The sequence below is a fragment of the Streptomyces sp. NBC_00258 genome, assembly GCF_036182465.1.
In the GTDB taxonomy this organism is placed as follows: domain Bacteria; phylum Actinomycetota; class Actinomycetes; order Streptomycetales; family Streptomycetaceae; genus Streptomyces.
This window is the reverse complement of the sequence record NZ_CP108081.1, coordinates 9,653,817-9,677,331: the sequence shown is the minus strand read 5'-3', so window position 1 is coordinate 9,677,331 and position 23,515 is coordinate 9,653,817. Positions and strand designations below refer to the sequence as shown.

At 71.4% G+C, this 23,515-nt stretch carries 22 protein-coding genes; 5 read left to right on the top strand and 17 right to left on the bottom strand.

The genetic code is table 11. The features are described 5' to 3' along the window. Window positions 1-9: 9 nt before the first annotated feature. The 4 genes from OG718_RS43105 to OG718_RS43090 are packed head-to-tail and all read right to left on the bottom strand — an operon-like array spanning window position 10 to window position 3,937. A complete protein-coding gene (locus OG718_RS43105; RefSeq protein ID WP_143635323.1) occupies window positions 10-1,080 on the bottom strand; it encodes an ABC transporter ATP-binding protein in 1,071 nt (356 codons plus the stop codon). Window positions 1,081-1,083: 3 nt separating this feature from the next. Further along, window positions 1,084-1,911 carry an ABC transporter permease gene (locus tag OG718_RS43100; protein ID WP_186001102.1) on the bottom strand — a complete coding sequence of 276 codons (828 nt, stop codon included), beginning with the start codon at window positions 1,909-1,911 and terminating at the stop codon, window positions 1,084-1,086. Continuing rightward, a complete protein-coding gene (locus OG718_RS43095) occupies window positions 1,896-2,795 on the bottom strand; it encodes an ABC transporter permease (RefSeq protein WP_328846711.1) in 900 nt (299 codons plus the stop codon). The genes OG718_RS43100 and OG718_RS43095 overlap by 16 nt, the downstream gene beginning before the upstream one ends. Beyond that, complete coding sequence (locus OG718_RS43090; RefSeq protein WP_143635327.1) at window positions 2,792-3,937, bottom strand: ABC transporter substrate-binding protein; 1,146 nt, start codon at window positions 3,935-3,937, stop codon at window positions 2,792-2,794. The genes OG718_RS43095 and OG718_RS43090 overlap by 4 nt, the downstream gene beginning before the upstream one ends. A 222-nt stretch (window positions 3,938-4,159) precedes the next feature. Here OG718_RS43090 and OG718_RS43085 point away from each other — a divergent pair, with 222 nt between their 5' ends. Beyond that, window positions 4,160-4,909: a GntR family transcriptional regulator gene (locus OG718_RS43085; protein ID WP_143635329.1), complete on the top strand. Its 750-nt coding sequence runs from the start codon at window positions 4,160-4,162 to the stop codon at window positions 4,907-4,909. 179 nt (window positions 4,910-5,088) lie between these two features. Here the strand turns inward: OG718_RS43085 and OG718_RS43080 are convergent, their stop codons facing one another. From OG718_RS43080 to rpe, 9 genes are all read right to left on the bottom strand, one after another. After that, complete coding sequence (locus OG718_RS43080; protein ID WP_055618648.1) at window positions 5,089-5,541, bottom strand: Lrp/AsnC family transcriptional regulator; 453 nt, start codon at window positions 5,539-5,541, stop codon at window positions 5,089-5,091. Window positions 5,542-5,551: 10 nt separating this feature from the next. After that, window positions 5,552-7,018, bottom strand: coding sequence for an amino acid permease (locus OG718_RS43075; RefSeq protein ID WP_143635331.1), 1,467 nt, complete (start codon window positions 7,016-7,018; stop codon window positions 5,552-5,554). A gap of 368 nt (window positions 7,019-7,386) precedes the next feature. Then, window positions 7,387-7,782, bottom strand: a complete 396-nt coding sequence (locus OG718_RS43070) for a hypothetical protein (RefSeq protein WP_143635333.1) — start codon at window positions 7,780-7,782, stop codon at window positions 7,387-7,389. A 15-nt stretch (window positions 7,783-7,797) separates the two neighbouring features. Further along, complete coding sequence (locus tag OG718_RS43065; protein ID WP_328846710.1) at window positions 7,798-8,328, bottom strand: GNAT family N-acetyltransferase; 531 nt, start codon at window positions 8,326-8,328, stop codon at window positions 7,798-7,800. Window positions 8,329-8,415: 87 nt separating this feature from the next. Further along, complete coding sequence (locus OG718_RS43060) at window positions 8,416-9,858, bottom strand: GuaB1 family IMP dehydrogenase-related protein (RefSeq protein ID WP_186001124.1); 1,443 nt, start codon at window positions 9,856-9,858, stop codon at window positions 8,416-8,418. 128 nt (window positions 9,859-9,986) lie between these two features. Beyond that, complete coding sequence (locus OG718_RS43055) at window positions 9,987-10,319, bottom strand: barstar family protein (RefSeq protein ID WP_143635338.1); 333 nt, start codon at window positions 10,317-10,319, stop codon at window positions 9,987-9,989. After that, window positions 10,316-10,759: a ribonuclease domain-containing protein gene (locus tag OG718_RS43050; RefSeq protein ID WP_328846709.1), complete on the bottom strand. Its 444-nt coding sequence runs from the start codon at window positions 10,757-10,759 to the stop codon at window positions 10,316-10,318. Before OG718_RS43050 ends, OG718_RS43055 begins: the two co-directional genes overlap by 4 nt. A 67-nt stretch (window positions 10,760-10,826) precedes the next feature. Beyond that, complete coding sequence (locus OG718_RS43045) at window positions 10,827-11,870, bottom strand: sugar-binding transcriptional regulator (protein ID WP_055618140.1); 1,044 nt, start codon at window positions 11,868-11,870, stop codon at window positions 10,827-10,829. Between the two features lie 78 nt (window positions 11,871-11,948). Further along, complete coding sequence (gene rpe, locus OG718_RS43040) at window positions 11,949-12,635, bottom strand: ribulose-phosphate 3-epimerase (protein ID WP_143635342.1); 687 nt, start codon at window positions 12,633-12,635, stop codon at window positions 11,949-11,951. A 182-nt stretch (window positions 12,636-12,817) separates the two neighbouring features. Here rpe and OG718_RS43035 point away from each other — a divergent pair, with 182 nt between their 5' ends. Continuing rightward, window positions 12,818-15,010: an MMPL family transporter gene (locus OG718_RS43035; RefSeq protein ID WP_328846708.1), complete on the top strand. Its 2,193-nt coding sequence runs from the start codon at window positions 12,818-12,820 to the stop codon at window positions 15,008-15,010. A 90-nt stretch (window positions 15,011-15,100) separates the two neighbouring features. Here OG718_RS43035 and OG718_RS43030 read toward each other — a convergent pair whose 3' ends face one another. Beyond that, on the bottom strand, window positions 15,101-16,075 hold the full coding sequence (locus OG718_RS43030; RefSeq protein WP_328846707.1) for a helix-turn-helix transcriptional regulator: 975 nt from the start codon (window positions 16,073-16,075) through the stop codon (window positions 15,101-15,103). A 136-nt stretch (window positions 16,076-16,211) separates the two neighbouring features. Here OG718_RS43030 and OG718_RS43025 point away from each other — a divergent pair, with 136 nt between their 5' ends. Then, window positions 16,212-16,607, top strand: a complete 396-nt coding sequence (locus OG718_RS43025; protein WP_328847927.1) for a RidA family protein — start codon at window positions 16,212-16,214, stop codon at window positions 16,605-16,607. A gap of 217 nt (window positions 16,608-16,824) precedes the next feature. Beyond that, the gene (locus OG718_RS43020; protein WP_328847926.1) at window positions 16,825-17,160 is read left to right on the top strand and encodes a DUF488 domain-containing protein; all 336 of its coding nucleotides are present in this window, start codon (window positions 16,825-16,827) and stop codon (window positions 17,158-17,160) included. Between the two features lie 130 nt (window positions 17,161-17,290). Here the strand turns inward: OG718_RS43020 and OG718_RS43015 are convergent, their stop codons facing one another. Together OG718_RS43015 and fmt are read right to left on the bottom strand one after the other, a co-directional pair. Continuing rightward, on the bottom strand, window positions 17,291-18,721 hold the full coding sequence (locus OG718_RS43015) for an RsmB/NOP family class I SAM-dependent RNA methyltransferase (RefSeq protein ID WP_328846706.1): 1,431 nt from the start codon (window positions 18,719-18,721) through the stop codon (window positions 17,291-17,293). A gap of 292 nt (window positions 18,722-19,013) precedes the next feature. After that, the gene (gene fmt, locus OG718_RS43010) at window positions 19,014-19,946 is read right to left on the bottom strand and encodes a methionyl-tRNA formyltransferase (protein WP_143635350.1); all 933 of its coding nucleotides are present in this window, start codon (window positions 19,944-19,946) and stop codon (window positions 19,014-19,016) included. A 309-nt stretch (window positions 19,947-20,255) separates the two neighbouring features. Here fmt and OG718_RS43005 point away from each other — a divergent pair, with 309 nt between their 5' ends. After that, the gene (locus tag OG718_RS43005; protein WP_328846705.1) at window positions 20,256-20,804 is read left to right on the top strand and encodes a hypothetical protein; all 549 of its coding nucleotides are present in this window, start codon (window positions 20,256-20,258) and stop codon (window positions 20,802-20,804) included. Window positions 20,805-20,939: 135 nt separating this feature from the next. On the opposite strand, the gene OG718_RS43000 is transcribed toward OG718_RS43005, so the two are convergent. After that, complete coding sequence (locus OG718_RS43000; protein WP_328846704.1) at window positions 20,940-23,108, bottom strand: primosomal protein N'; 2,169 nt, start codon at window positions 23,106-23,108, stop codon at window positions 20,940-20,942. Between the last annotated feature and the right edge of the window lie 407 nt (window positions 23,109-23,515).

Below are 23,515 nucleotides of genomic sequence, written 5' to 3'. Positions count from 1 at the left end.
GGCTCTCTCTCACAGACGGTCGGCGACCAGGACGGGACGCTCCGGCAGGCTCACGGTCACGGCGGCACCCGCGCCCAGCGCGGCGGCCTCGTGGGTCGGCAGATCGGCCTTCACCTCGGTGCCGTCGGCGAGCCGGACGGTGACGCGGGTGGCGGCGCCGAGGAAGGCGGAGGCGACGACCCGGGCGTCCGAGGTGTCCTCGGCCGTCACCCGCACCGCCTCCGGCCGTACGAGCACGTCGACCTCGGGCGAGGCGGGCGCTTCGCCGTCGACCGGCAGCCGTTGCCCGAGCACCTCGACCGTTCCGTCCGTCACCCGCCCCGGTATGCGGCTCATCGTGCCGACGAACTCGGCGACGAACGCGGTCGCGGGCCGCCCGTACAACTCGGCCGGAGCCGCGCACTGTTCGAGCCGTCCGGCGCGCATCACGGCGACCCGGTCCGCCATCGACAGGGCCTCTTCCTGATCGTGCGTCACGAACAGGGTGGTGATGCCGAGTTCCTGCTGGAGCCGGCGGATCTCCTCGCGCAGCGTGAGCCGCACCTTGGCGTCGAGCGCCGACAGCGGTTCGTCGAGGAGCAGGACGCGGGGCCGCAGCGCGAGCGCGCGGGCAAGGGCCACGCGCTGCTGCTGACCGCCGGAGAGCTGATGCGGGAAGCTCGCACCCTTGTCGCCGAGCCCGACGAGTTCGAGCAACTCAGCCGCCCGCGCCTGCCGTTCGGTGGTCCGCACCTTGCGCATCCGCAGTCCGAAGGCGACGTTGTCGAGCGCGCTGAGGTGCGGGAAGAGGCTGTACGACTGGAACACCATTCCGGCGTCGCGCCGGTGGGCCGGGACGCGCGTGACGTCCTCGCCGTCGACCAACACCTCACCGGAGTCGGGGTGTTCGAACCCGGCGAGCATCCGCAACGCCGTGGTCTTGCCGCAGCCGGACGGACCGAGCAGGGCGAGGAGTTCACCGGGCCGTGCGGTCAGGTCGAGCCCGTCGAGGGCGACGGTCCGGCCGAACTCCCGGCGCAGGCCCCGGAACTCGACGGTGGCGGCCGTCGTGGCCGTCTTCTCAAGCGTGGTTGCGGTCATGGTTCATCCCCGGGGAGCGGTACGGGAGCGCCCACCGAATCCGGCGAGCGCGAGAAGGAGTGCCCACGTGACGAGCAGGCTGAGCACGGACACGGCGACGGACAACTGGGCCTGCGAACCGCTGACGTTGACGATCCACACGGCGAACGGCCGGAAGCCGAGCAGCTGGGCGACGGTGAACTCACCGAGCACCAGGGCCAGGGTCAGGAACGACGCGTTGAGCAGAGCCCCGCGCAGGTTCGGCAGCACGGCCCGTACGAGCGCCTGGGGCCAGCCCGCGCCACAGCTGCGGGCCGCCTCGACGAGGGTGCGTACGTCCATCGCGCGCAGCCCGGCGTCCAGGGCCCGGTACACGAACGGCAGCGCCATCACGACGTACGCGAGGACGAGGACGAACGGGAAGTCGGGGTTCTGGATCGACACGAACGTCTGGAACAGCGGGGTGCGGGAGAGGTGTTCGGGCCCCCACTTCAGGACCGTGCCAATCCCGGCGACGAACGCGATCGGCGGGACGACGAGCGGCAGTGAGCAGACGATCTCGACGACGGGCCGCAGCTTCGGGGCGCCGAGACGCAGCGCGACCATCGCGGGCACCATCAGCAGCAGCACGATCGCGATGGTGGCGGCGGCCAGTTCCAGCGAGAGCAGCAGGCTGGAGACGAACCCGTCGGTGCCGAAGATCTGCGTGTACGCGTCGAAGGTGACGCCCTCCCCCGGCACGTCGACCGTGAAGACGACGGACGCGGCGAGCGGCACCAGGAAGTAGAGCGCGGCGCCGGCGAGGACGACCCCGCGCCAGGGACGTACGGACCGGTTCAGTTGTCGAGCCATCGCGCGCTCCGTCGTTGCAGGGGCAGGTACACGGCCATCACCAGGCCCGCGACGAGGACCATGTCGAGGCTGAAGGCGAGCGCCACGTTCTCCTGGCCGACCAGGACGTTGCCGGAGATGGCGTCGGCGATCTGCAGGGTGACCAGCGGGACCGAACTGCCCACCATGGCCGCGGCGGTGGCGTACGCGGCGAAGGCGCTGCCGAAGAGCAGCACGAACCCGCCGAGGAGTGAGGGCGCGAGGACGGGCAGGGCGATGTGCCGCCAGTACTGGACGGCGGTGGCGCCGTTGTTCCGCGCGGCCTCGCGCCACTGGACGCGCAGTCCGTCGAGGGCGGGTGTGATGGTGAGGACCATCAGCGGGATCAGGAAGTAGAGATAGACGATCACCAGACCCGAGAAGCTGTAGAGGTCCCAGCCCTTGTCGGCGAGGCCCAGATGCCGGGTCAGGACACCGGAGTTGCCGAGCGTGGCGACGAACGCGAAGGCCAGCGGGACGCCGCCGAAGTTGGCGAGCACGCCGGACGCGGTGAGCACGGCCTCGCGCAGCGCACGGAAGCGGGAGGTCACCACGGCCTGGGCGACCAGCAGGCCGAACACCGTCGAGATGACCGCCGAGACGGCGGACAGCTTGACGCTGCCGAGCAGGGCGGTGAGGTACGCGCCCTTCAGCGAGGCGGTCAGGTTCGCCGTGGTGTACGAAGTCGCCCCGGTGGCCGGGTCCTTGACGGTGAACGCGCCGTTCAGCATGGCCAGCGCGGGAATCCCGAAGGCGAGCGCCACGAAGGCGAGCAGCGGGACGACGGCCAGCCAGCCGGGCGCGTGGCGCCGCCGCTTCGGTGAAGCGACGGGCGCCACGTCCACACGGGTGAGGGTCGCGGTCATCCGGAGACGGCCTTGCCCCAGCCCTGGCCGAGCACGGTCTTGGCCTTGCTCTGCTGGGCCTCGGTCGGGAATGAGGGCGTCCCGGAGACCTCGGGGAGCTTGGCGGCCGCGGTCTTGTCGAGCGTGCCGGCCTTCTCCATGGCGGTCATCAGGGCCGGGCGGGCGTATCCCTTGAGCCAGAGGTTCTGGCCCTCGGCGCTGTAGAGGTACTCCTGCCACAGGCGGGCGGCCGCCGGGTGCGGGGCGTCCTTGTTGATGGCCTGCGAGTAGTACTGGGAGAACTTGCCGTCGGACGGGACCGCGACCTTCCAGTCGAGACCCTTGCTCTTGAACTCGTCGGCGTACCCGGCGTTGAGGTAGTCCCAGTCGATGCTGATCGGCGTCTCGCCCTTCTCGACCGTGGCGGGAGTCGACTCGACGGGCGTGTAGTTGCCGTTCTTCTTCAGCTTGGCGAAGAAGTCGAGGCCGGGCTGGATGTCGTCGAAGGAGCCGCCGCTCGCGAGGGAGGCCGCCCAGACACCGCCGAACGCCGAACCGGACTTGGTGGGGTTGCCGTTGAGCGCCACCTGCCCCTTGTACTGCGGCTTCAGCAGGTCCGCGAAGGTGGTCGGGCAGGTCTTCACGCGCTTGGCGTCGCAGCCGATGGAGATGTAGCCGCCGTAGTCGTTGAACCAGCGGCCCTGCGCGTCCTTCTGCCCCTCGGGGATGTCGGCGAAGCCCGCGACCTTGTAGGGCGCGAGGAGTCCCTGCTGGGCGGCGCTGAGCGCGAACGAACTGCCCAGGTCCAGGACGTCGGGCGCCCGGCCCTGTCCCTTCCTCGACGTCACGGCGTTGATCTCGTCCTGGCTGGTGCCGTCGGGGTTCTCGACCTCGATCTTGATGCCGTACTTCTTCTTGAAGCCGTCGATGAGGGCGCCGTAGTTGGCCCAGTCGCGGGGCAGTGCGATCGCCTGCAGCGTGCCCTCCTTCTTGGCCGCCTTCACCAGTGCGTCCATGCCGCCGAAGGCCTCGGCGGAGGTCGCGGTGGCGGCGCTCCTGCCGTCGGTGGTGGTGGACGCGTCGTCGGGGGCCGCGCCGCAGGCACTCAGGGCGAGTGCGGCGGCGCCGACGAAGACGGCTGTTCTGGGCAGGGACACGGTCACGTTCTTCTCCAGGGGGCGCGCAGGGGTGACACGAGACGCAGAGCTGGTCAGCAGAACTTGTCTGAACAAGTTGGCCCAAGTAGGCCCGGCATTGATGACCTGTTCGTAAACATTGTCGAAACCGTGACCCTTGATTTCCCTGCCACTCGCCGGACGCACCTGTCACCGGCGATCCTCGTCTAGGCTGATCAAGGGGTACTCATCTGCGCACAGAGGGGGAGCATGGCGACGCGACACGAGGAGATCGCCGAGGAACTCAGGCGGGCGATCGACCTCGAGGAGTACACCGTGGGCAGTCGACTGCCCGCCGAGACCGACCTTGCGGCCCGCTACGGCGTCTCCCGCGGAACGGTCCGCCAGGCCGTCGCCGCCCTGACCGCCGAGGGCCTCATCGGTTCCCGGCAGGGCGCGCGCCGCGTGGTCCTCGCGAGCCGCCGCAGCCAGTCCTTCGAGGAACTGCGCAGCTTCGCCCAGTGGGCCCGCGCGATGGGCCGCGAGGCGACGGGCCACGTGGTGTCGTCGCAGTACCGCCCGGCCACCCCCGAGGACTCCGTCCGCCTCCAACTGTCCACGGGCACCCCGGTGTTGCACGTCCTGCGCGTACGCGGCCTGGACGGCGACCCGGTCCTCCTGGAGCGCACGGTCTACGCGGCCTGGATCTCCCCCGCCGTCGAGGCCGTCGAACCGGACTGCCCCTCGGTCACCCAGCGCCTCTACGAGGACACCGGCCTCGTCTTCGCCTACGGCGAGCACGTCATCGACGCGGTGGCGGCCGGCGCCCAGGACGCCGAACTCCTCGACGTCCGCCGCACCAGCCCTCTCCTGCGCGTCCGCCGCGTGACAACGACCCGCGAGGGCCGCCCGGTCGAATGGTCCGACGACCGCTACCGCCCGGACGCCATCACCTTCAGCGTCCACAACTCCATAGCCAACAACGCCCTGGCCCGCCAATCAGGCCAGTCCGACTTCTGAGACCAGCCCCTTCAGGGGCGCGAGGAACTGCGCGCCCAGCCCCCACCCACCCGCACGCGACCACGGACCGGGGGGCGCCCCCTCAGGGGCGCGAGGAACTGCGCAATCTTTCAGGGGCGCGGGGAACTGCGCGACCAGCCACGACGAACCCGCGGCCGCCACCCACCCCGGACAACCACCTACGTGGGCGACCCCGAAGAAAACCGCCGCAGCAAAGGCGACAGCACCAACACGGACTTCGTCCGCTCCACGAACGGCTCCCCGGCAATCCGCTCAAGCACCCGCTCGAAATGCCGCATGTCGGAGGCGAAGACCTGCACCATCGCATCCGCCTCCCCCGTCACGGTGGACGCGGCAACAACCTCCTGATACCGCTCGAGCCCCCGCTGAATCGTCTCCGGCGAGGTGTTCCGCCGGCAGTAGATCTCGACGAACCCTTCCGTCTCCCACCCGAGCGCGGCCGGGTCGACCCGAACGGTGAACCCGGTGATCGCCCCGGTGGCCCGCAACCGGTCCACCCGCCGTTTCACCGCGGGCGCGGACAGCCCCACCTCCTGCCCGATGTCGGCGTAGGAGCGGCGGGCGTCCTCGGCGAGGGCGTGCACGATGCGTTCGTCGAGATCGTTCAGCACTGCGGGTGGATCACTTCTCTGGAGTGGCGAGACGGGAGCGGCGATAGCCGTAACTGAAGTAGAACACGAGCCCGACGGCCATCCAGACCCCGAAGACGACCCAGGTCACGGTGTCGAGGCTGCCCATCATCCACACACAGAAGGCGAAGCCGAGCGCGGGCATCACCGGCGACAGCGGCACCCGGAACGTACGGGGCATCTCGGGCCTCGTACGCCGCAGCACCACAACGGCCACATTGACCAGCGCGAAGGCGAAGAGCGTGCCGATGCTGGTGGCGTCGGCGAGTTGCCCGAGCGGAATCGCGGCGGCGAGGACACCGCAGAACAGGGACACGATGACCGTGTTGACGCGGGGCGTACCGGTCTTCGCGTGGACGCGCGAGAAGACCTTGGGCACGAGCCCGTCGCGGGACATGGCGAAGAGGATGCGGGTCTGCCCGTAGAGCACGGTCAGCACGACACTCGCGATGGCGATGACCGCGCCGGCCGCGAGCAGCGTGCCCCAGAAGGCGTCCCCGGTGACGTCCTTCATGATCCCGGCGAGCGCGGCCTCCGAGTCGGTGAAGCCCTGCCAGGGCTTCGCGCCGACGGCGACGGCCGCGACGAGCACGTACAGCGCGGTCACGATGATCAGCGAGAGCATGATGGCGCGCGGCAGGTCGCGCTGAGCGTTCTTGGCCTCCTCGCCCGCCGTGGAGGCCGCGTCGAAGCCGATGTAGGAGAAGAAGAGGGTCGCTCCGGCGGCACTGACGCCCGCCATGCCGAGCGGCATGAAGTTCTCGTAGTTGCCGGAGCGGAAGCCCTGGATGCCGATCGCGCAGAACAGCAGCAGCGCGGCGATCTTCACGACGACCATGACGGTGTTGGCGCGTGCGGACTCACGGGCGCCGCCGAGCAGGAACGCCATGGCGAGCAGTACGACGATGAGCGCGGGCAGGTTGAAGACGCCGCCGTCACCGGGTGGCGCGGAGAGCGCGTCCGGAATGGTGACGCCGATCGTGCCGTCGAGCAGCTCGTTCAGGTACTCGCCCCAGCCGACGGCGACGGCCGCGACGGAGACGCCGTACTCCAGGACCAGACACCAGCCGCAGATCCAGGCGATGAGCTCGCCCATGGTTGCGTACGCATACGAGTACGAGGACCCGGCGACCGGAATGGTGCCCGCCAGCTCGGCGTACGAGAGGGCGGAGAAGAGCGCCGTGAGGCCGGCTATCACGAAGGAGACGGTGACGGCCGGGCCCGCCTTGGGGACGGCCTCGCCGAGCACCACGAAGATGCCGGTGCCGAGGGTGGCGCCGATGCTGATCATCGTGAGCTGCCAGAGGCCGAGGGAGCGCCGCAGGCTGCCGCCCTCGCCCTGGCCACCCTCCGCGACCAGGCTCTCCACGGGCTTGCGGCGCATCAGCCGCGCGCCGGCTCCCGGAGGCTCGGGGGTGGGGTGACTGCGGGACTGCGGGGGTGCGCCGTGGTCGAGCACGCGGCTGGCTCCTTCATCGCTGCCGGTCAGGGCGGCGCGGCCCCACGGCAGTCCGAAGGAAGGGGACCACCGTGCACGGGGTCCCCGCCACACTACGTTCAGCGCACGACTCTACGAGGACAGCCTTTCCAGCCGTAATGCAGCAACCTTGCGCGCCTCCGCAAGATCGTTGCGTTGATCCCGGGCAGGCGCGTGTTCGTTGCGCGGGGCCTTTCGACCGTTGCGCGACCTTCCCCTCCGCCCGCCGCACAGCTCCGCCGCCCGGCCGGAGAGCAGGCCCGGAACCACTCGCGTGGTACGTCCCTCGGCCGGTCTCACGGCCCATCCGCCCGCCCGCAGGACAGTCCCCAGGAGCAGGAGCCGCCCACTCAGGCCCCGTCCGGCTCCCCCGCGATCGCCCGTGCCTCGGCCACGTCGCCCTCGTCGAAGCCCATCTGCCCGGGCCGCCCGTGAGCCGCCGCCTGCTCGTCGATCCACCGGTTGTGGGCCTCCCAGGCGGCCTGCTTGCTGGTGCCCAGGGCCGCTCCGATCTGCGACCAGGAGGCCCCGGCCCGACGCGCCGCGCGCACGCTCAACTGCCGCCCGTACGCGGCCTTGCGGGCCACCACCTCGCTCAGCGCGAGCAGTTCGAGCAGCTCGCCCCGGTCGAGGGCCTCCTCGTCGCTCCCCGCCCCGGCCAGCGACTCCCGCACACGCAGCTCGTCGAGACGGGCCACGGAGGTCAGCAGCGTGTACTGGGGCTCGATGCTCTGCGGTGTCGTCATGACCCCAGCATCTCGTCAGGCAGGCTTGACGTCAAGAGAGCTTGACGGGAGGGTCAAGTCCTTGACCAGGAAGACACAGGGGTCGGCGCACACGTGGCGCACACAGTCCACGTCGAGATACGCCCAGCGATCGACGTACGACACGGTGGGCCGGTAGCCGAGCCGTGCGTAGAGCCGCGCGGCCTGTGGGTTGTCGTCGCCCACACCCAGCCCCATGAGCCAGGTTCCGCGGGCGACCGCCCGTTCCTCCGCGGCACGCACCAGTGCCGTTCCGATGCCCCGCGAGCGGAGCGACGCGGGCCAGACGAACAGCCCGTTGAGCTCGGGACAGCCCGGCTGGGCCGCCCGCACCTCGGGAGCCTCGCAACCGGTCCAGCGGACCTCCGCGTGACCGACGGGCAGGCCGTCGAGCCAGGGGATCAGATAGCTGCTGTCACCCGCCTCCTGCCGCGCGAACCGCGCCCCGTGGCTCCCGTCCACGCTGTGCGAGGGCATGAACCGCTCCAGCGCCGCGATGTCCTCGGCGCGGCAGACGTCGATCCTCATCCGCCCGACCCTAGCGACATCGGGAACGGCACGGCCCCCGCCTTCCCGGCATGCGGGACAACAGGGGCCGTGCGGAAGGGAGTTGCGTCAGCTCCAGCTGGCGTGCAGCGGCTGGCCCTCCGCGTAACCCGCCGCGCTCTGGATGCCGACGACGGCCCGCTCGGCGAACTCCTCCAGGGAGTTGGCACCGGCGTAGGTGCAGGAGGAGCGGACGCCCGCGATGATCGAGTCGATCAGGTCCTCGACGCCCGGCCGGGACGGGTCGAGGAACATCCGCGAGGTCGAGATGCCCTCCTCGAACAGGGCCTTGCGGGCACGGTCGTACGCCGACTCCTCCGAGGTGCGGTTGCGCACCGCGCGGGCGGACGCCATGCCGAACGACTCCTTGTAGAGGCGGCCGTCGGCGTCCTGCTGGAGGTCGCCCGGCGACTCGTACGTACCGGCGAACCAGGAACCGATCATGACGTTCGACGCGCCCGCGGCCAGCGCCATGGCGACGTCGCGCGGGTGGCGCACACCGCCGTCGGCCCACACGTGCTTGCCGAACTTCTTCGCCTCGGCGGCGCATTCGAGCACGGCCGAGAACTGCGGGCGGCCCACACCGGTCATCATGCGCGTGGTGCACATGGCGCCCGGTCCGACACCGACCTTGATGATGTCCGCGCCGGCCTCGATGAGGTCGCGTACGCCCTCGGCGGCGACGATGTTGCCCGCGACGATCGGCACCTGGGGGTCGAGCCCGCGAACCGCCTTGACCGCGGCGATCATCGACTCCTGGTGGCCGTGCGCGGTGTCCACGACGAGCGTGTCGACGCCGGCGGCGAGGAGCTGCTTGGCCTTGCCCGCGACATCGCCGTTGATACCGACGGCGGCCGCGATGCGCAGCTTGCCGTCCGCGTCGGTGGCCGGCGTGTAGAGCGTGGCGCGCAGGGCGCCCTTGCGGGTGAGGATGCCGGCGAGCCTGCCGTCCTTGTCCACGGCGGGGGCGTACCGGCGGTTCGCGTGGTCGAGCCTGTTGAACGCCTCGCCCGGCTCGATGTCCGCGTCGAGCAGCAGCAGGTCCCGGGACATGACTTCGGACAGCTGCGTGAAGCGGTCGACGCCGCTCAGGTCGGCGTCGGTGACCACGCCGACCGGCCTGCCGTCGTCGTCCACCACGACACCGGCGTTGTGTGCGCGCTTCTGCAGCAGGGACAGCGCGTCGGCGACCGTCTGGTGCGGGGCCAGCACGATCGGGGTGTCCAGGACGAGATGACGGCTCTTGACCCAGGAGACGACCTCGGTGACTACCTCGATGGGGATGTCCTGCGGAATGACGACGAGCCCGCCCCGGCGGGCCAGTGTCTCGGCCATCCGGCGGCCCGCGATGGCCGTCATGTTGGCGACGACCAGCGGAATCGTGGTGCCGCTGCCGTCCGGCGAAGCCAGGTCGACGCCCTGCCGCGAACCGACCGCGGAACGGCTCGGCACCATGAAGACGTCGTCGTACGTCAGGTCGTACGCGGGCTGGATGTCGTTGAGGAAACGCACGTGCTGCACATCCCAGTGGTTCAGAGGTGGCCCCCGAACAGGACAGCCCGAGGGAAGAGCACGTACCTCATTGTCCCATGACAGTGGGTTCGCACGCCCCGGGCCGATCGTCCAGGCTGGTCAGGGGGCTAGTGGTGCGATCCTCCAAGAGCCAGCGCCACGGTGAGCGGCGGAGTGCGGTCCGCGGCCTGGGAGAACACGTCCTGCACGATCTCCCATTCGTCGGGCCGCGCCTTCGCGTACGGCTGCCAGCCGGTGACGACGACGAGCAGCCCCTGCTCCACGGCGGGCGAGGGCCAGACGGTGGAGTCGCCGAGGCTGTCGGCGAGCGCGTCCCAGTTGCGCCCGAACCAGTCCGGCAGCTCCAGGGCGCGTACGCAGCGCTCCATGAGGCCCGCCTTGTCCGCGACGCCGTCGAGGTCCAGCGCGACCACGTGGCGGCCCGCCACGTCGTGCGTCATCTCAGCACCGCCCAGAACGAGTTGTAGTGATCATCGGTGTAGTAGACCTCGCCACCCCGCCCCGTGACAATGCGCCGGGCTCCGCGGTCCCGCTCGCCGGGCGTCCGCACCGTGTACTCGTGGTAGAAACCGCGCTCGTGGCGCGGCAGTTCACGCTCGAAGTTCCCGAACACGGAGCCGTCCTTGGCGTACGGGAAGGGGCCGCCCGCGTCGATGAGGGCGAGCGTCCGAAGGGCCTCGGCGGGCAGCCGCCCCTCCTCGACCGTCTCCATGCCCTCGGCCCAGGAGGGGGCCGCGGTGCTCGTGGCCGACCCGGTGCCGGCGCCGGTCCCTGTCGATGTGTCCGCCGACGAGCAGCCGGTCAGCAGCACCGCGGCGAGACACCCGACGAGACAGAGGAACAGCCCCGGAAACAGACGGGGGACGGACCGGAGCAGCATGTCGCCGATGCTGCCACAGCCGTCCCCACGCGGCGCGTCGCCGAGCCGCCGTCGGAGCGTTGCGGGCTCAGGGCCCGTCCGGGTCCGCCCGGTTCAGGGCGGGGCGCGGGGTCGAACCCGCCGTCATCAGATAGTCCGCGGCCGCCGTGTCCGTCACCAGGCTGGTGACCAGGCCCGACCGCAGCACCGCGTCGATGGCGGCCGCCTTGCGCTGGCCACCGGCGATCGCGACGACCTCGGGGATCCGCCGCAGCCGGTCGGCCTCGACGGTGATGCACCGCTCCCCCAGGTCCCGCCCGACGCGACGGCCCTCGGAGTCGAAGAGGTGCGCGGACATCTCGGCGGCCACACCGAGGGTGGCGTAGTGGGCGCGCTCCTCCTCGGTGAGCATGTCGTGCACCGTCGAGATGCCTGCCTCCCAGGAGCCGATCGACACACAGGCGACGGTGACCTTGTCGAAGTACTCGAAGGCGCGGGCGATCCCCGTCTGGCTGCGCAGCGCCGCCGCGGTGGCCACGTCCGGCAGCAGCATCGGCGCGTAGATGGGATGGGCGTCCCCGCCCGAGACCTGGGCGGCCCGGCGGACCGCCTCGACCGAGCCGCGCTCGGCCGTCCCTGCGTCGTAGACACCCGTCAACTGCACCACCGTGCACGGCGGCAGCCGGTCGAGCGCGGCCGCCATGTGGATGGTGGAGCGGCCCCAGGCGAGGCCGAGCACATCGCCCTCGGCGACGAGTTCACCGAGCAGGTCGGCGGCGACCTCACCGAGGTTCTCCGGGTCGGGCGACTCCTCGGCCTCGGCCGGGGACTCGACGACGACGGCATGCCGCAGGCCGTAGCGGGCGCGCAGCGCGTCCGAGCGCTCCGCGTCCAGCTCGGCGGGGACGCGGATCTCGATCCTCACGAGATCCCGTTCGAGGGCGGTCTCCAGGACCCGGGCCACCTTGAAGCGGCTGACGCCGAACTCCTCGGCGATCTGGATCTTGGACTTGCCCTCTAGGTAGAAACGGCGGGCCATGGCCGCCGCCTGCACCAGCTCAGCGGGTCCCATCCGCATGGCCGACCGGCCCGCCGACATACCCGACACGGCGATCTCCTCACTGCTGTTCACACTCTGGATTCGCCGTTCATCCTTGCAGATCCGGCGTACTTGATCAGCCCTGAGGGGCGGCGTTCACGTTCCCTTGGCTCAGTGGTCGCATGCCCATGCTGCCTGGGCCGTCGCCTCCTCCGCCTGCGTGCGCAATGCACGTACCGCCTGGGCGGGGTCGGCCGCCCCGTACACCGCCGAACCGGCGACGAAGACGTCGGCGCCCGCCTCGGCGCAGCGCTCGATGGTGGAGGCCGAGACCCCGCCGTCGACCTGCAGCCACAGCTCGAGGCCGTGCTTGTTGATCAACTCGCGGGTGCGGCGGATCTTGGGCAGCATGATGTCGAGAAAGGCCTGGCCTCCGAAGCCCGGCTCGACGGTCATGATCAGCAACATGTCGAGCTCGGGGAGCAGGTCCTCGTACGGCTCGATGGGAGTCGCGGGCCGCAGGGCCATGGAGGCCCGGGCGCCCTTGGCCCGGATCTCGCGGGCGAGCCGCACGGGTGCGGCGGCCGCCTCGACATGGAAGGTGACGGACCCGGCACCCGCTTCTACGTACTGCGGCGCCCACCGATCGGCGTCCTCGATCATCAGATGGCAGTCCAGCGGCGTGTCCGTAGCACGCGCCAGAGACTCTACGACCGGCACACCTAGCGTGAGGTTCGGGACGAAATGGTTGTCCATCACGTCGACATGGAGCCAGTCAGCCCCTTCCACCGCCTTTGCCTCCTCGGCAAGGCGGGCGAAGTCGGCGGACAGGATGCTGGGGTTGATCTGCGCGGCCATGCGTTAAGCCTGCCACGTCCGGCGCCGGTTGTTCTCCCCGGTCGCCGAGGTCCCCGAGGTCACCGAAGTCCTCGACCCGGACCGATCGGTATATACCAACCCCGCCGAGGGACTGCACCCGGCTTGCCGCCCGTGCCATCCTTGTCGGCCCACCAGCTCCACACGCGGCTACGGGGGTCGCCATGACGGACGCACAGGGGAAGCAGGGACGCGGCATCGGCTGGCTGGTGTGCGGCCGACGCAGCAAATGGATCGTCGTGGGACTGTGGCTGGTGCTGCTGTTCCTGACGGCGCCCTTCGCCTCGAAACTCACCGACGCACAGGACAACGACGCGGCGTCCTGGCTGCCCGGATCCGCCGAATCCACCCAAGTCCTGGAGATCTCCGAGGACTTCAGGCCGGAACAGATCCCCGCGGTGGTCGTGTACGCCCGTGAGAGCGGCCTGACGGCCGAGGAGCGGGCACAGATCGACGAGGACGCACGCCAGATCAAGGAACTGCGTGCGCACGGCATCCTCGGCGCGGAGACCCGCGGCCCGGTGTTCGACCGGCAGACCGATCCGCGCGCGGCCCAGATCTACGTCCCCATCAGGATGGACGAGAAGGGCTGGGAGGAGATCTCGCCCGCCGTCGACTCGATCCGTGACGTGACCGGCAAGGGCGGCGACGGGCTCGCCGTGCATGTGACGGGCCCGGGCGGTACGTCCGCGGACTTCTCCGAGGCCTTCGAGGGCATCGACTCCACACTCCTGTTCTCGGCGATGGCCGTCGTCATCGTGATGCTGCTGCTGACCTACCGCAGTCCCACCCTGCTGCTGGTCCCGCTGCTCGGCGTGGTCGCCGCACTGTTCACCGCGCAGGCGGTGATCTACTTCCTCGCCGAGCACGCGGGCCTGACCGTCAACGGCCAGAGCGCGGGCATTCTCACCGTCCTCGTCTTCGGCGCGGGGACCGACTATGCCCTGCTCCTGGTGGCCCGCTACCGGGAGGAACTGCGCCGCCACGAGGACCGCCACGAGGCGATGGCACTCGCCCTGCACCGGGCGGGCCCTGCGGTACTCGCGTCCGGCGCGACCGTCGTCCTGAGCATGCTGGTGCTGCTCGCCGCCGAGATGAACTCGACGCGCGGCCTCGGCCCGGTCGCCGCCATCGGCGTCGCCGTGGCACTGGCCGCGATGATGACCCTCTTCCCGGCCCTGCTGGTGATCTTCGGCCGCTGGATCTTCTGGCCGGTGATCCCGCACTTCGGCTCCGCGGACCCGACCGAGCGCGGTGTCTGGGCGCGGATGGGCAACCGCATCACCCGTCGCCCGCGGCTGATCTGGGGCGTCACGGCGGCGGCGCTCGCACTGCTCTCCCTGGGCCTGATCCAGCTGCGCGCGGAGGGCATCAGCAACGCCGACGCCTTCACCGGCAAACCCGACTCGATCGTCGGCCAGGAGGTGTCCGCGCGCTACTTCCCCGCGGGCAGCGGCGATCCGCTCGTCATCGTCAGCAACCGCGCCCAGGCCGAGGACGTCGGCCAGGCGGTCGCGGCCACCCGCGGTGTCGTACCGGAATCCCTCGGCCTGCCACCGGGCACGAAACCCGAGTTCGAGGGCAAGGTCCTCTTCGAGGCCACGATGACCGCACCCGCGGACAGCGAGGCAGCGAAACAGACGGTGGAGCGGGTACGGGACGCCGTGCACGAAGTACCGGACGCCGACGCGCAGGTGGGCGGCGGCACGGCCTCACTGCTCGACATGGACAAGGCCACGACCCACGACAACATCCTGATCATCCCGTTGGTGCTCATCGTGGTCCTGCTGATCCTGTGCGCCGTGCTCCGCGCCCTGGTCGCCCCGCTGCTGCTGATCGGCACGGTGGTGCTGTCCTTCGCCGCCGCGCTGGGGATCAGTGCGCTCGCGTTCCGCCACATCTTCGACTACGCGGGCGAGTCGACGGACTTCCCCCTGTTCGTCTTCGTGTTCCTGGTCGCCCTGGGCATCGACTACAACATCTTCCTGACCACCCGCATCCGCGAGGAGGCGGGCCGCCAGGGCACCCGCAAGGGCGTGGTCACGGGCCTCGCCACCACCGGTGCGGTCATCACCTCGGCGGGCCTGGTCCTCGCCGGAACCTTCGCCGCCCTCGGCACGCTCCCCATGGTCGCCTTCGCCGAGATCGGCTTCGCGGTCGCCCTGGGCGTACTGCTCGACACGTTCATCGTGCGCTCGGTGCTCGTGCCGTCCCTGTTCCTGGACGTCGGCCCGAAGGTGTGGTGGCCGCACCGGCTGGCCCACGAGGACGGGGGCACGGCAGGTCCTCCGACGGCCACCGACCCCGGGACCGGGCCTCCGGAACCGGCGTCGAAGCCGGGAGGCGCGCCGGAGTAGCCCGGCCGGCCTGTCGGTGCCGGTTGCCGGTGGGCCTGTCGGTGCCGGTTGCCGGTGGGCCGAGAGCCGAGCCCGGACGGAGCGCCGGTCTCAGGTGGAGTCTCCGTACCGGGTGGCCATCGCGTCGGCTCGGTTCCGCAGGGCGGTGCGCAACGACCGCGGGGCCAGGGCCTCCGCGTCCGTGCTGAGCTGCCACAGCGCCCATTCGGCGTGCCGTGAATCCTGGAAGGTCACCTCAAGCCGCAGCCAGCCGTCCGCGTCGGGTTCTTCCGCGCGGACGGCCAGCGCGGTGTCCAGCAGTTCCTCCCGCCGCGCCGGGTTCACCCGTACCAGCACGGTGCTGTGGTCGCCGCCGGAGAGGAACTCCGCGGAGCGCTCCCGCCAGATCCGGTCCAGATCGACCCGGTTCGGCCGCTGTGCCGTTTCGGGGAGTTCCTCGGCGGCCGACATCCGCGACAGCCGGTAGGTGCGGTCCTCGCCGGATCTCGTGGCCAGTAGGTAGCCCCGGTCTCGTACGGTGACCAGGCCGATCGGGTCCACCGTGCGCCACTGCGGTGGCCGGCCCGTGGCCGCGTAGTGGATGCGCAACTTGTGTCCGGCGAGCACCGCGCGCCGGACCTCGATCATCACGGTGTCGGGTACCTCCTCGGTGACCGGCCGACGGGAGAGCAGGTCGGTCTCCGGGTCGACGAGAAACCGCTGGGCCGCGTCGCTCGCGCTCGCCCGGTGGCTCTCGGGCAGGGCGTCGACCACCTTCCGCATGGCCGAGGCGAGCGCCGAGCCGAGGCCGAACACCAGCTCGCCGCGCCCCGATCCGGCGGTCAGCAGGGCAAGGGCCTCGTCGTGGTTCAGGCCGGTGAGCTCGGTCCGGAAACCGGGCGACAACGCGAACCCGCCGTGCCTGCCGCGTTCGGCGTAGACCGGGACGCCGGCCGCCGACAGCGCCTCGATGTCGCGCAGCACGGTGCGGGTGGACACCTCCAGCTCCCGGGCCAGCGTGTCGGCAGTCAGCCGACCGCGCTGCCGCAGCAGCAGCACAAGCGAGACCAACCGGTCGGCACGCATACGAGAACTCTATCGAAATACATGACCAAGGATGTCGTGATTTGTTGCGAGGCTCGTTGACACGACATCGAGGCCGGCGGCTACCGAGCCGATGGCCGTACGTACACCCCATGAATCGAATGGAGCTGAAGTGGCGATGGAACGAACGGCGGTCAACCCGGTGACCTGGTCGGCGGAGATGGGATTCAACCAGGGTGAGCTCGTCTCCGGGCACACCCGGATCCTTTACATATCGGGGCAGACCGCGATGAGCGGCGACGGCAAGCCCGAGCATGACGGTGACATGGCGGCGCAGTTGGCGCTGAGCATCGACAACCTGGAGGCCGTGCTCGGCGAGGCCGGCATGTCTCTCGCGAACCTGGTCCGGCTCAACGTCTACGCGACCGACGTCGATCTGCTGTTCCAGCACTACGGGGTGCTGGCGGCGCGGTTGGGCGCCGCCGGGGTGGCGCCGGCCACCACGATGCTCGGGGTGACGCGGCTGGCGATCCCCGGCCAGCTGGTCGAGCTGGAGGGGACCGCCGTCGCGTGACGCGACCTCGCCACCTCCGCTCGTGCCGGTTCAACCGGCACGAGCGGCAGGCAGAAAGGTGACTTCGGGTGCTCAGAATGGTGACGACCGGCGTCCACGGCCTGGACGGCGAGTCCTACTCCAACGGCTGGGCCACGCAGACGTCCGCCTGTTGCTCGACGTACGCCGGCGCCGCGGTGTCCGTGGACCCGACTGAGCCTGGGCGAACTCGCTCCGGCTGCAGGCGGCCCTCGCCCGTGTCCGGATCGCCTACGAGCACCGTCCCGACCTCGCCCCGACCACCGAGCTACGCCGGCTCCAGTACGCCGAGGACGCTCGCCGAGGGGTCGGCAAACGCTCCCGCCACGAGCTCGCTGCCGAGTACACCCGCCGCTACTCCGCCGAGATCCTAGACAGCGCCGACCTCACGCCGATCGTGTCGGCGCTGTCGAGCGGTGGGGTCGCGGCGCTGTTCTGCGTCGAGCGCGACGCGGAAGCCTGCCACCGCTCGTTGATCGCCCGGCGACTGGCCGAGCAACACCGCGTCACGGTCGAGCACCTGCGCCCGTTGTGACGGACGAGCGGGATACCGGGCCGCACAGGCCGACCAGGCAGGCTCAGACCCGTGGCCGACCGGCCACGGGGTGGCCACCGGCCGCGAGACCGGGCCGGGCAGTTCGAGATTCCCCCACCGCCGGCCGAACTCAGCCGGTCCGGCGGATCAGCGCCAGGTACATGGCGTCCGTCCCGTGCAGATGCGGCCACAGCTGTACGTCGGGGCCGTCGCCCAGGGCCGGTACGCCCGGGAAGAGCGGGCGGGCGTCGAGGAGTTCGGCCGAGCCGCCGTGCTGCTTGAGCACGTCGTCGACCACGACCCGGGTCTCGGCGAGGTGCGGCGAGCAGGTGGCGTACGCGACGACACCGCCGACCCGCACCGAGTCGAGTGCCGTACGCAGCAGTCCGCGCTGCAACGGCGCGAACCCGTCCAGGTCCTCGGGGCGCCGCCGCCAGCGGGCCTCGGGACGACGGCGCAGGGCACCAAGACCCGTGCAGGGCACGTCCATCAGTACGCGGTCGAACGTCCCCGGACGCCACGGCGGCCGTGTCCCGTCGGCGGCGATGACCTGGTAGGGCCCCGGGTTCCCGGCGAGCGCCCTGGCGACGAGGCCGGCCCGGTGCGGCTGCTTCTCGGAGGCGAGCAGCACGGCCCCGCGCTCGGCGGCGAGTCCGGCGAGCATGGCCGCCTTGCCGCCGGGTCCGGCGCAGCCGTCGAGCCATGCCTTGTCCGGTCCGTCGAGGGGCGCGTTGGCGAGGGCGAGCGCCACGAGCTGGCTGCCCTCGTCCTGCACGCCCGCACGGCCTTCGCGTACGGCGTCGATGGCGCCCGGCTCGCCGCCCTCGGACAGCCGCACGGCGTACGGCGACCAGCGCCCCGGCAGTGCGTTCTCCTCTCCGAGCGCGCCGAGGATCTCATCGGCGGTGGAGCGCCCCGGGCGGGCCACAAGGGTCACCTCGGGCCTCTCGTTGTCGGCTTCGAGGAGATCCTCGATCCCCGCGCGTCCGCCCCCCAGCGAGTCCCACAGCGCCGAGACGACCCATCGTGGATGCGAGTGCACCACGGCCAGATGGTCCTCGGCGTCCTCGTCGTACGGCGGCGCGACCAGTTCCAGCCAGCCGTCGAGATCGTGCTGCGCGATCTTCCGCAGCACGGCGTTCACGAACTTCGCCCGCCCGTCGCCGAGCACGACCCGCGCCAGCTCGACCGACGCGGACACGGCGGCATGCGTGGGGATCCGCGTCCCGAGCAGCTGATGCGCACCGAGGCTCAGCACGTCCAGCACCGGCGGGTCGACTTCGCGGAGCGGCCGGTCGACGCACGCGGAGATGACGGCGTCGTACGTCCCCTGCCGTCGCAGCGTCCCGTACACCAGCTCCGTGGCCAGCGCCGCGTCCCGCCCGTCGAAGTCGCCCTTCTCCCGCGCCTTCCGCAGCAGCGGCGGCAACACGAGATTCGCGTACGCGTCCCTCTCGTCCACCGCCCGCAACGCGTCGAAGGCAAGCATCCGCACGGGGTCCTTCTTGGGACGACGGTACGGCTTGCCCTGCTGCCGGGGCCGACGGGACTGCTCGTTCACGTAAAAGGTGCTCCGGATCGTGGAAGAGGTACGGGTCCAGCGTACGTCGCGGGGGCGGTCGTGTTCCTTCTCAGGACGCGAGGAAGGGCACGCTCATGGAGGGCACGGGGGACGGCTCGTTCTTCTTGGGCGGCACCGGGGGACGGCTCGTTCTTCCTGGGGGCGCGGGGAATGCGCATCTTTAGGGGCGCGGGGAACTGCGCGACCAGCCCCCACCGGCCCGCACCCGACAACCCACCCGTCGCTACGGCTACGCATCCACCCACCCGAGCCGGCAGTCGGAAAGGAACCCTCAGCCCCCCACCACCTCGCCGGACCCGATCCGAACCCCCCGCGCCCAATCCGCCGCCCGCATCGGCTTCTTCCCCTGAGCCTGCACCCACAGCAACTCGACGGCACACGACCCAGTACCCACGTGCACATTGTTCTTGCCGACGCCCAACGCCCCCGGAGCGAGATCCGTCCGCTCAGGAGCAAGCGCAACCTGGATCAACTTGAGCCGCTCCCCCCGGAACACGGTCCACGCCCCCGGCGCGGGCGTACACCCGCGTACGACCCGGTCGACGCGAAGCGCGGGCGCGGCCCAGTCCACGTGCGCGTCCTCGACGCTGATCTTCGGAGCCAGCGTGACACCGTCCGCCGGCTGCGGCACGGCCTTCAGCGTGCCGTCCTCGATCCCGTCCATGGTCGCGGCAAGCAGCCCCGCTCCCGCGAAGGCGAGCCGCGTCAGCAGATCCCCGCTGGTGTCGGTGGGCCGCACCTCCTCGGTGACGGTCCCGTAGACGGGCCCGGAGTCGAGCCCCTCCTCGATCAGGAAGGTGGAGGCCCCGGTGATCTCGTCCCCGGCCATGACCGCGTGCTGCACCGGCGCCGCCCCGCGCCAGGCGGGCAGCAGCGAGAAGTGCAGGTTGACCCAGCCCTGGGCGGGGATGTCGAGCGCGACCCGCGGCAGCAACGCACCGTAGGCGACCACGGGGCAGCAGTCCGGCGCGATCTCCCGCAGCCGCTCGAGAAACGCCTCGTCCCGCGGCTTCACCGGCTTCAGCACCTCGATCCCGGCCTCCTCCGCACGCTCGGCGACGGGGCTCGCGACAAGCCTCCGCCCCCGCCCCGCCGGCGCGTCGGGCCGAGTGACGACGGCGGCCACCTCATGCCGCCCGGAGGCGATCAGGGCGTCCAGAGCGGGAACGGCGACCTCGGGGGTACCGGCGAAGACGAGCTTCATGGGTGGCAGTCGGCCTCTCGGGCGAATTCATGACGGGCAGCACACCAGTCTATGGGGCGGCGTGAGCCGTGCGAGCGGTGCGGGCAGTTCGGGCGGGACTCACTCGTCACGAGGCCGAAGACGAAGGCCGAAGGCCGAAAGCCAGGGCTGATGCAAGCGCACGCCCGGCCGCCGGGGGCGTACGCATATGCCCCCACGCCCCATAAGCGTGACCACTCACCCTGAAACGCGTTGGTCAAGAAAGAGTTGACCAAAACGGGCCGCACTCGCTGCCCGGTCCTTTTCAACGCCGGTTCGAGAGGCTTGTTCATGGCCGACCACGCAACCCACGACGCCCAGGCTCGGGCCAGCCTGCACTTGCTGGTGCGGGACATCGAGCGGGTCCGCCGGCAGGTGGACGCACTGCGCACGCTGACTGCCCAGCTGGGCAACGTCTACCGCCCGCGCCGCTCAGGCCCCTCCACGGGCTTCGTCGTCTACGGGCGCGCTCCCGCCCCGACCGTCCGCCTCGCCCAGGAGCTGCGGGACAGTGTCGAGACCCTGGTCACGGCTGCCGTGGACTTCGACCGCTCACTGGGCTTCTCGTGGGACGCGGTGGGCTCGGCACTGGGGGTCACCAAACAGGCGGTGCACCGCCGTTACGGCGCCCGCCGGGCGGCGGCCCAGGCCGCCGCCGAGGCCGAGCGCGCCACGGAACCGTCGGGATCCTCCCGCACGGTCGCCGTCAACACCGGCCTTCCCACGGTCCCCGCGGCCCGTTCCATGCCGATGCCCATGCCCACCCAGCCGACAGCGGGCAGCTCCACGTTCCGCGAGGAGATCAGGCCGAGCGCCTTCCCGGGCCCGCGCAACGGCTGATCCCACACTCATCTGTCTGCCCCCGACGAGGCTCGGGGGCAGATCCGTGAACCCGAACGAACACCCGCTGACATCCGGCCGCACTCATCGGCCTCATCGGTCTCATCGCCTTCGGCAGCCAGCGGTCCCGCACGGTCACCCGATATCCGGCGGGTCGACCCGAATCCGCACCACGTCACTCCCCCCGCCGCTTCCGGCGCCCCCGCTCCCCCCACGCGCCATCCGAGCCGCCTGCGCGTTCTTCAACGCGGACGCCAACGCGGCCCCCTTCCCCGGCGGCACCCTGATCAGCGCCCGTTCCCACGGCTCGCCCACCGGCGGCGCCCCCGCCCGCCGTGGCCGCCCGGGATCCGCCGGAGGCACCGGTACAGGCCCCAACACCTCGGCCTCAGGCGGCAGTTCGACCGCGGCCATAAAACCGGCGAGCGCATCCGCCGTCCCGGACACGGCAGCCATCCGCGACACGGGCGGAAAGCCCAGCTCGGCGCGCTCGGCCAGCTCACGGACGGCATGACCCACCGGATCCCACCGCACCAGCGCCTGCACCGGCCGGAGCGTCGGCTCGGCGACGACCACCACGGTCCCGCCGTCCCGCTGCCCCCGCACCAGCGCCGCCGCCCCGATCCAGCGCCGCAACGCGTCCTCGCCCGCCCGCAGATCGGGCCGCCCCAGCATCGCCCAGCCGTCGAGCAGCAGCGCCGCCGCGTACCCGCCCTCGGCCACGGGCTCCGCGCCCGGCGTACTGACGACCAGCGCGGGTGCCCCCGGCACCGTGTCCAGGATCTGCTCGCGCCCCGAGGTCCGCACAGGGACCGCGGGAAAGGCCCGCCCGAGCTCCTCGGCGGTCCGCCGCGCCCCCACGACCTGCGCACGCAACCGGAACCCTCCGCAGTCGGGACAGCGCCACTCCGGCTCGTCCCGACCGCACCACCCGCAGCGCAGCCCACCGGCGTCCTGCCCCTCCAACGGCCCGGCACAGTGCCGACACCGCGCGGCCGCCCGGCACTGCGCACAGGCCATCCGCGGCACATAGCCACGCCGCGGCACCTGCACCAGCACCGGCCCCTGCTTCAGCCCCTCCCGTACGACCTGCCAGGCGAGGGTGGGCAGCCGTGCGGCGCGCGCCGCCTCGTCGCGCGCGAGATCCCCGTCACCCACGGTCCGTACGAGCGGAGCCGCCGCCCGCACCTGCTCCCGCTCGGCGACGATCGGAGCCGCCCAGCCGCTCTCCACGAGCTGCGCGGCCTCGACGGTGCAGCTCCAACTTCCCAGCAGGAACGCGCACTTGTCGTGGGCGGCCCGCAGCAACAGCACCTCCCGGGCGTGCGGCTGGGGGGCGTGCAGCTCGCTGTGGCTGCCGTCCCCGTCGTCCCACATGGCGACAAGCCCCAGATCCCGCACGGGCGCGAACATGGCGGCCCGGGTGCCCACGACGGCCCGTACGGACCCTCGCCGCACCGCGAGCCACTGCCGGTACCTCTTCTCGGGTCCGGCCTCGGCGGTGAGCACGGCGTGCAGCCCCTCGCCCAGCACGGAGGTCAGCGCGGCGTCGACCCGGCTGACGGCCCGCCCGTCCGGCACGACGACGAGCGCGCCACGGCCCGACGCGAGCGTCGCCCCCACGGCCCGCGCCAGCTCCTCGGCCCAGCCGGGCCCCGGCAGCACGTTCCACACGGCCCGGGGCGCTCCGCCCCCCGCGAGCGACTCGACGAAGGCGGCCCCCCGCGAGTACCGGTCCCAGGACCCCACCCCCGGCGCCTCGGGAACCGGCAACGGCTCGGGCGACGGCTTCTGCTCGGCTCGCGCGTTGCGCGGGGGCACGGCCAGCTGGAGCACATCGGCCAGACTCCCCGCGTACCGATCGGCGACGGCCCGGGCGAGCCCCAGCAACTCCTCGCTCAACACGGGCTCGGGCGACACGACTTGAGCGAGCGCGGCCAGCGGCCCGGAGTAGTCGGACTCGGCCAGCCGCTCGATCAGGAACCCGTCGATCAGCCCCCCGCCCTCGCGCCGTCCCTCCCGCACGCGGTGCCGCCCGGCCCCGAACCGCACCCGCACCCGCACCCCCGGCTGCGCATCGGCGTCGAGTTCTTCGGGCACGGCATAGTCGAAGTACCGATCGAGATGCAGCACGCCCTTGTCTACGAGCACCCGCGCCACGGGCAGCTCCTTGGCGACCGCGGCTCCCCGCCAGGTCCGCGGCTTGGCCCGCGGCGCCTTCCGCACGGCATCCCGAATCAAGGCAAGCTGCTCGGGCGGCGCACTCTCGGCCCCGCCTTCACCACGCCCATCCGTGCTGCTCACAGCAACATTCCTACCAGACCCCACTGACACCGCCGCGCGCCCGAGATCAGGCCGGCCGCGGATCGCGAACGCCCCTGGGGCGCTTCTGCCATGGGCCACTCGGCCATACCGGTCCAGGACCGGCAGCAGGATTCGAACCTGCGAGGGGTCAACCCGGAAGTATCCGCAACCATCGCACCGGGCGCCGCGACATCAGCTCCTCCCGAGTTCAGAACGGCAGCGGCACATGAACCAGATTCACCGCACGCACTCGACGCACTCCACCGAAGCAACCGCGGCCTGCGCACCGGAAGGACCGCCAGCGTACGAAGTGCGACGACGGCCGTGCCAATGATTTGTCGGCCCCGCCGTCTGCCCGCGGAATCCGACGGGCGGACAGCGGTGAGGCCCGGCACCCCTCGGGGCGC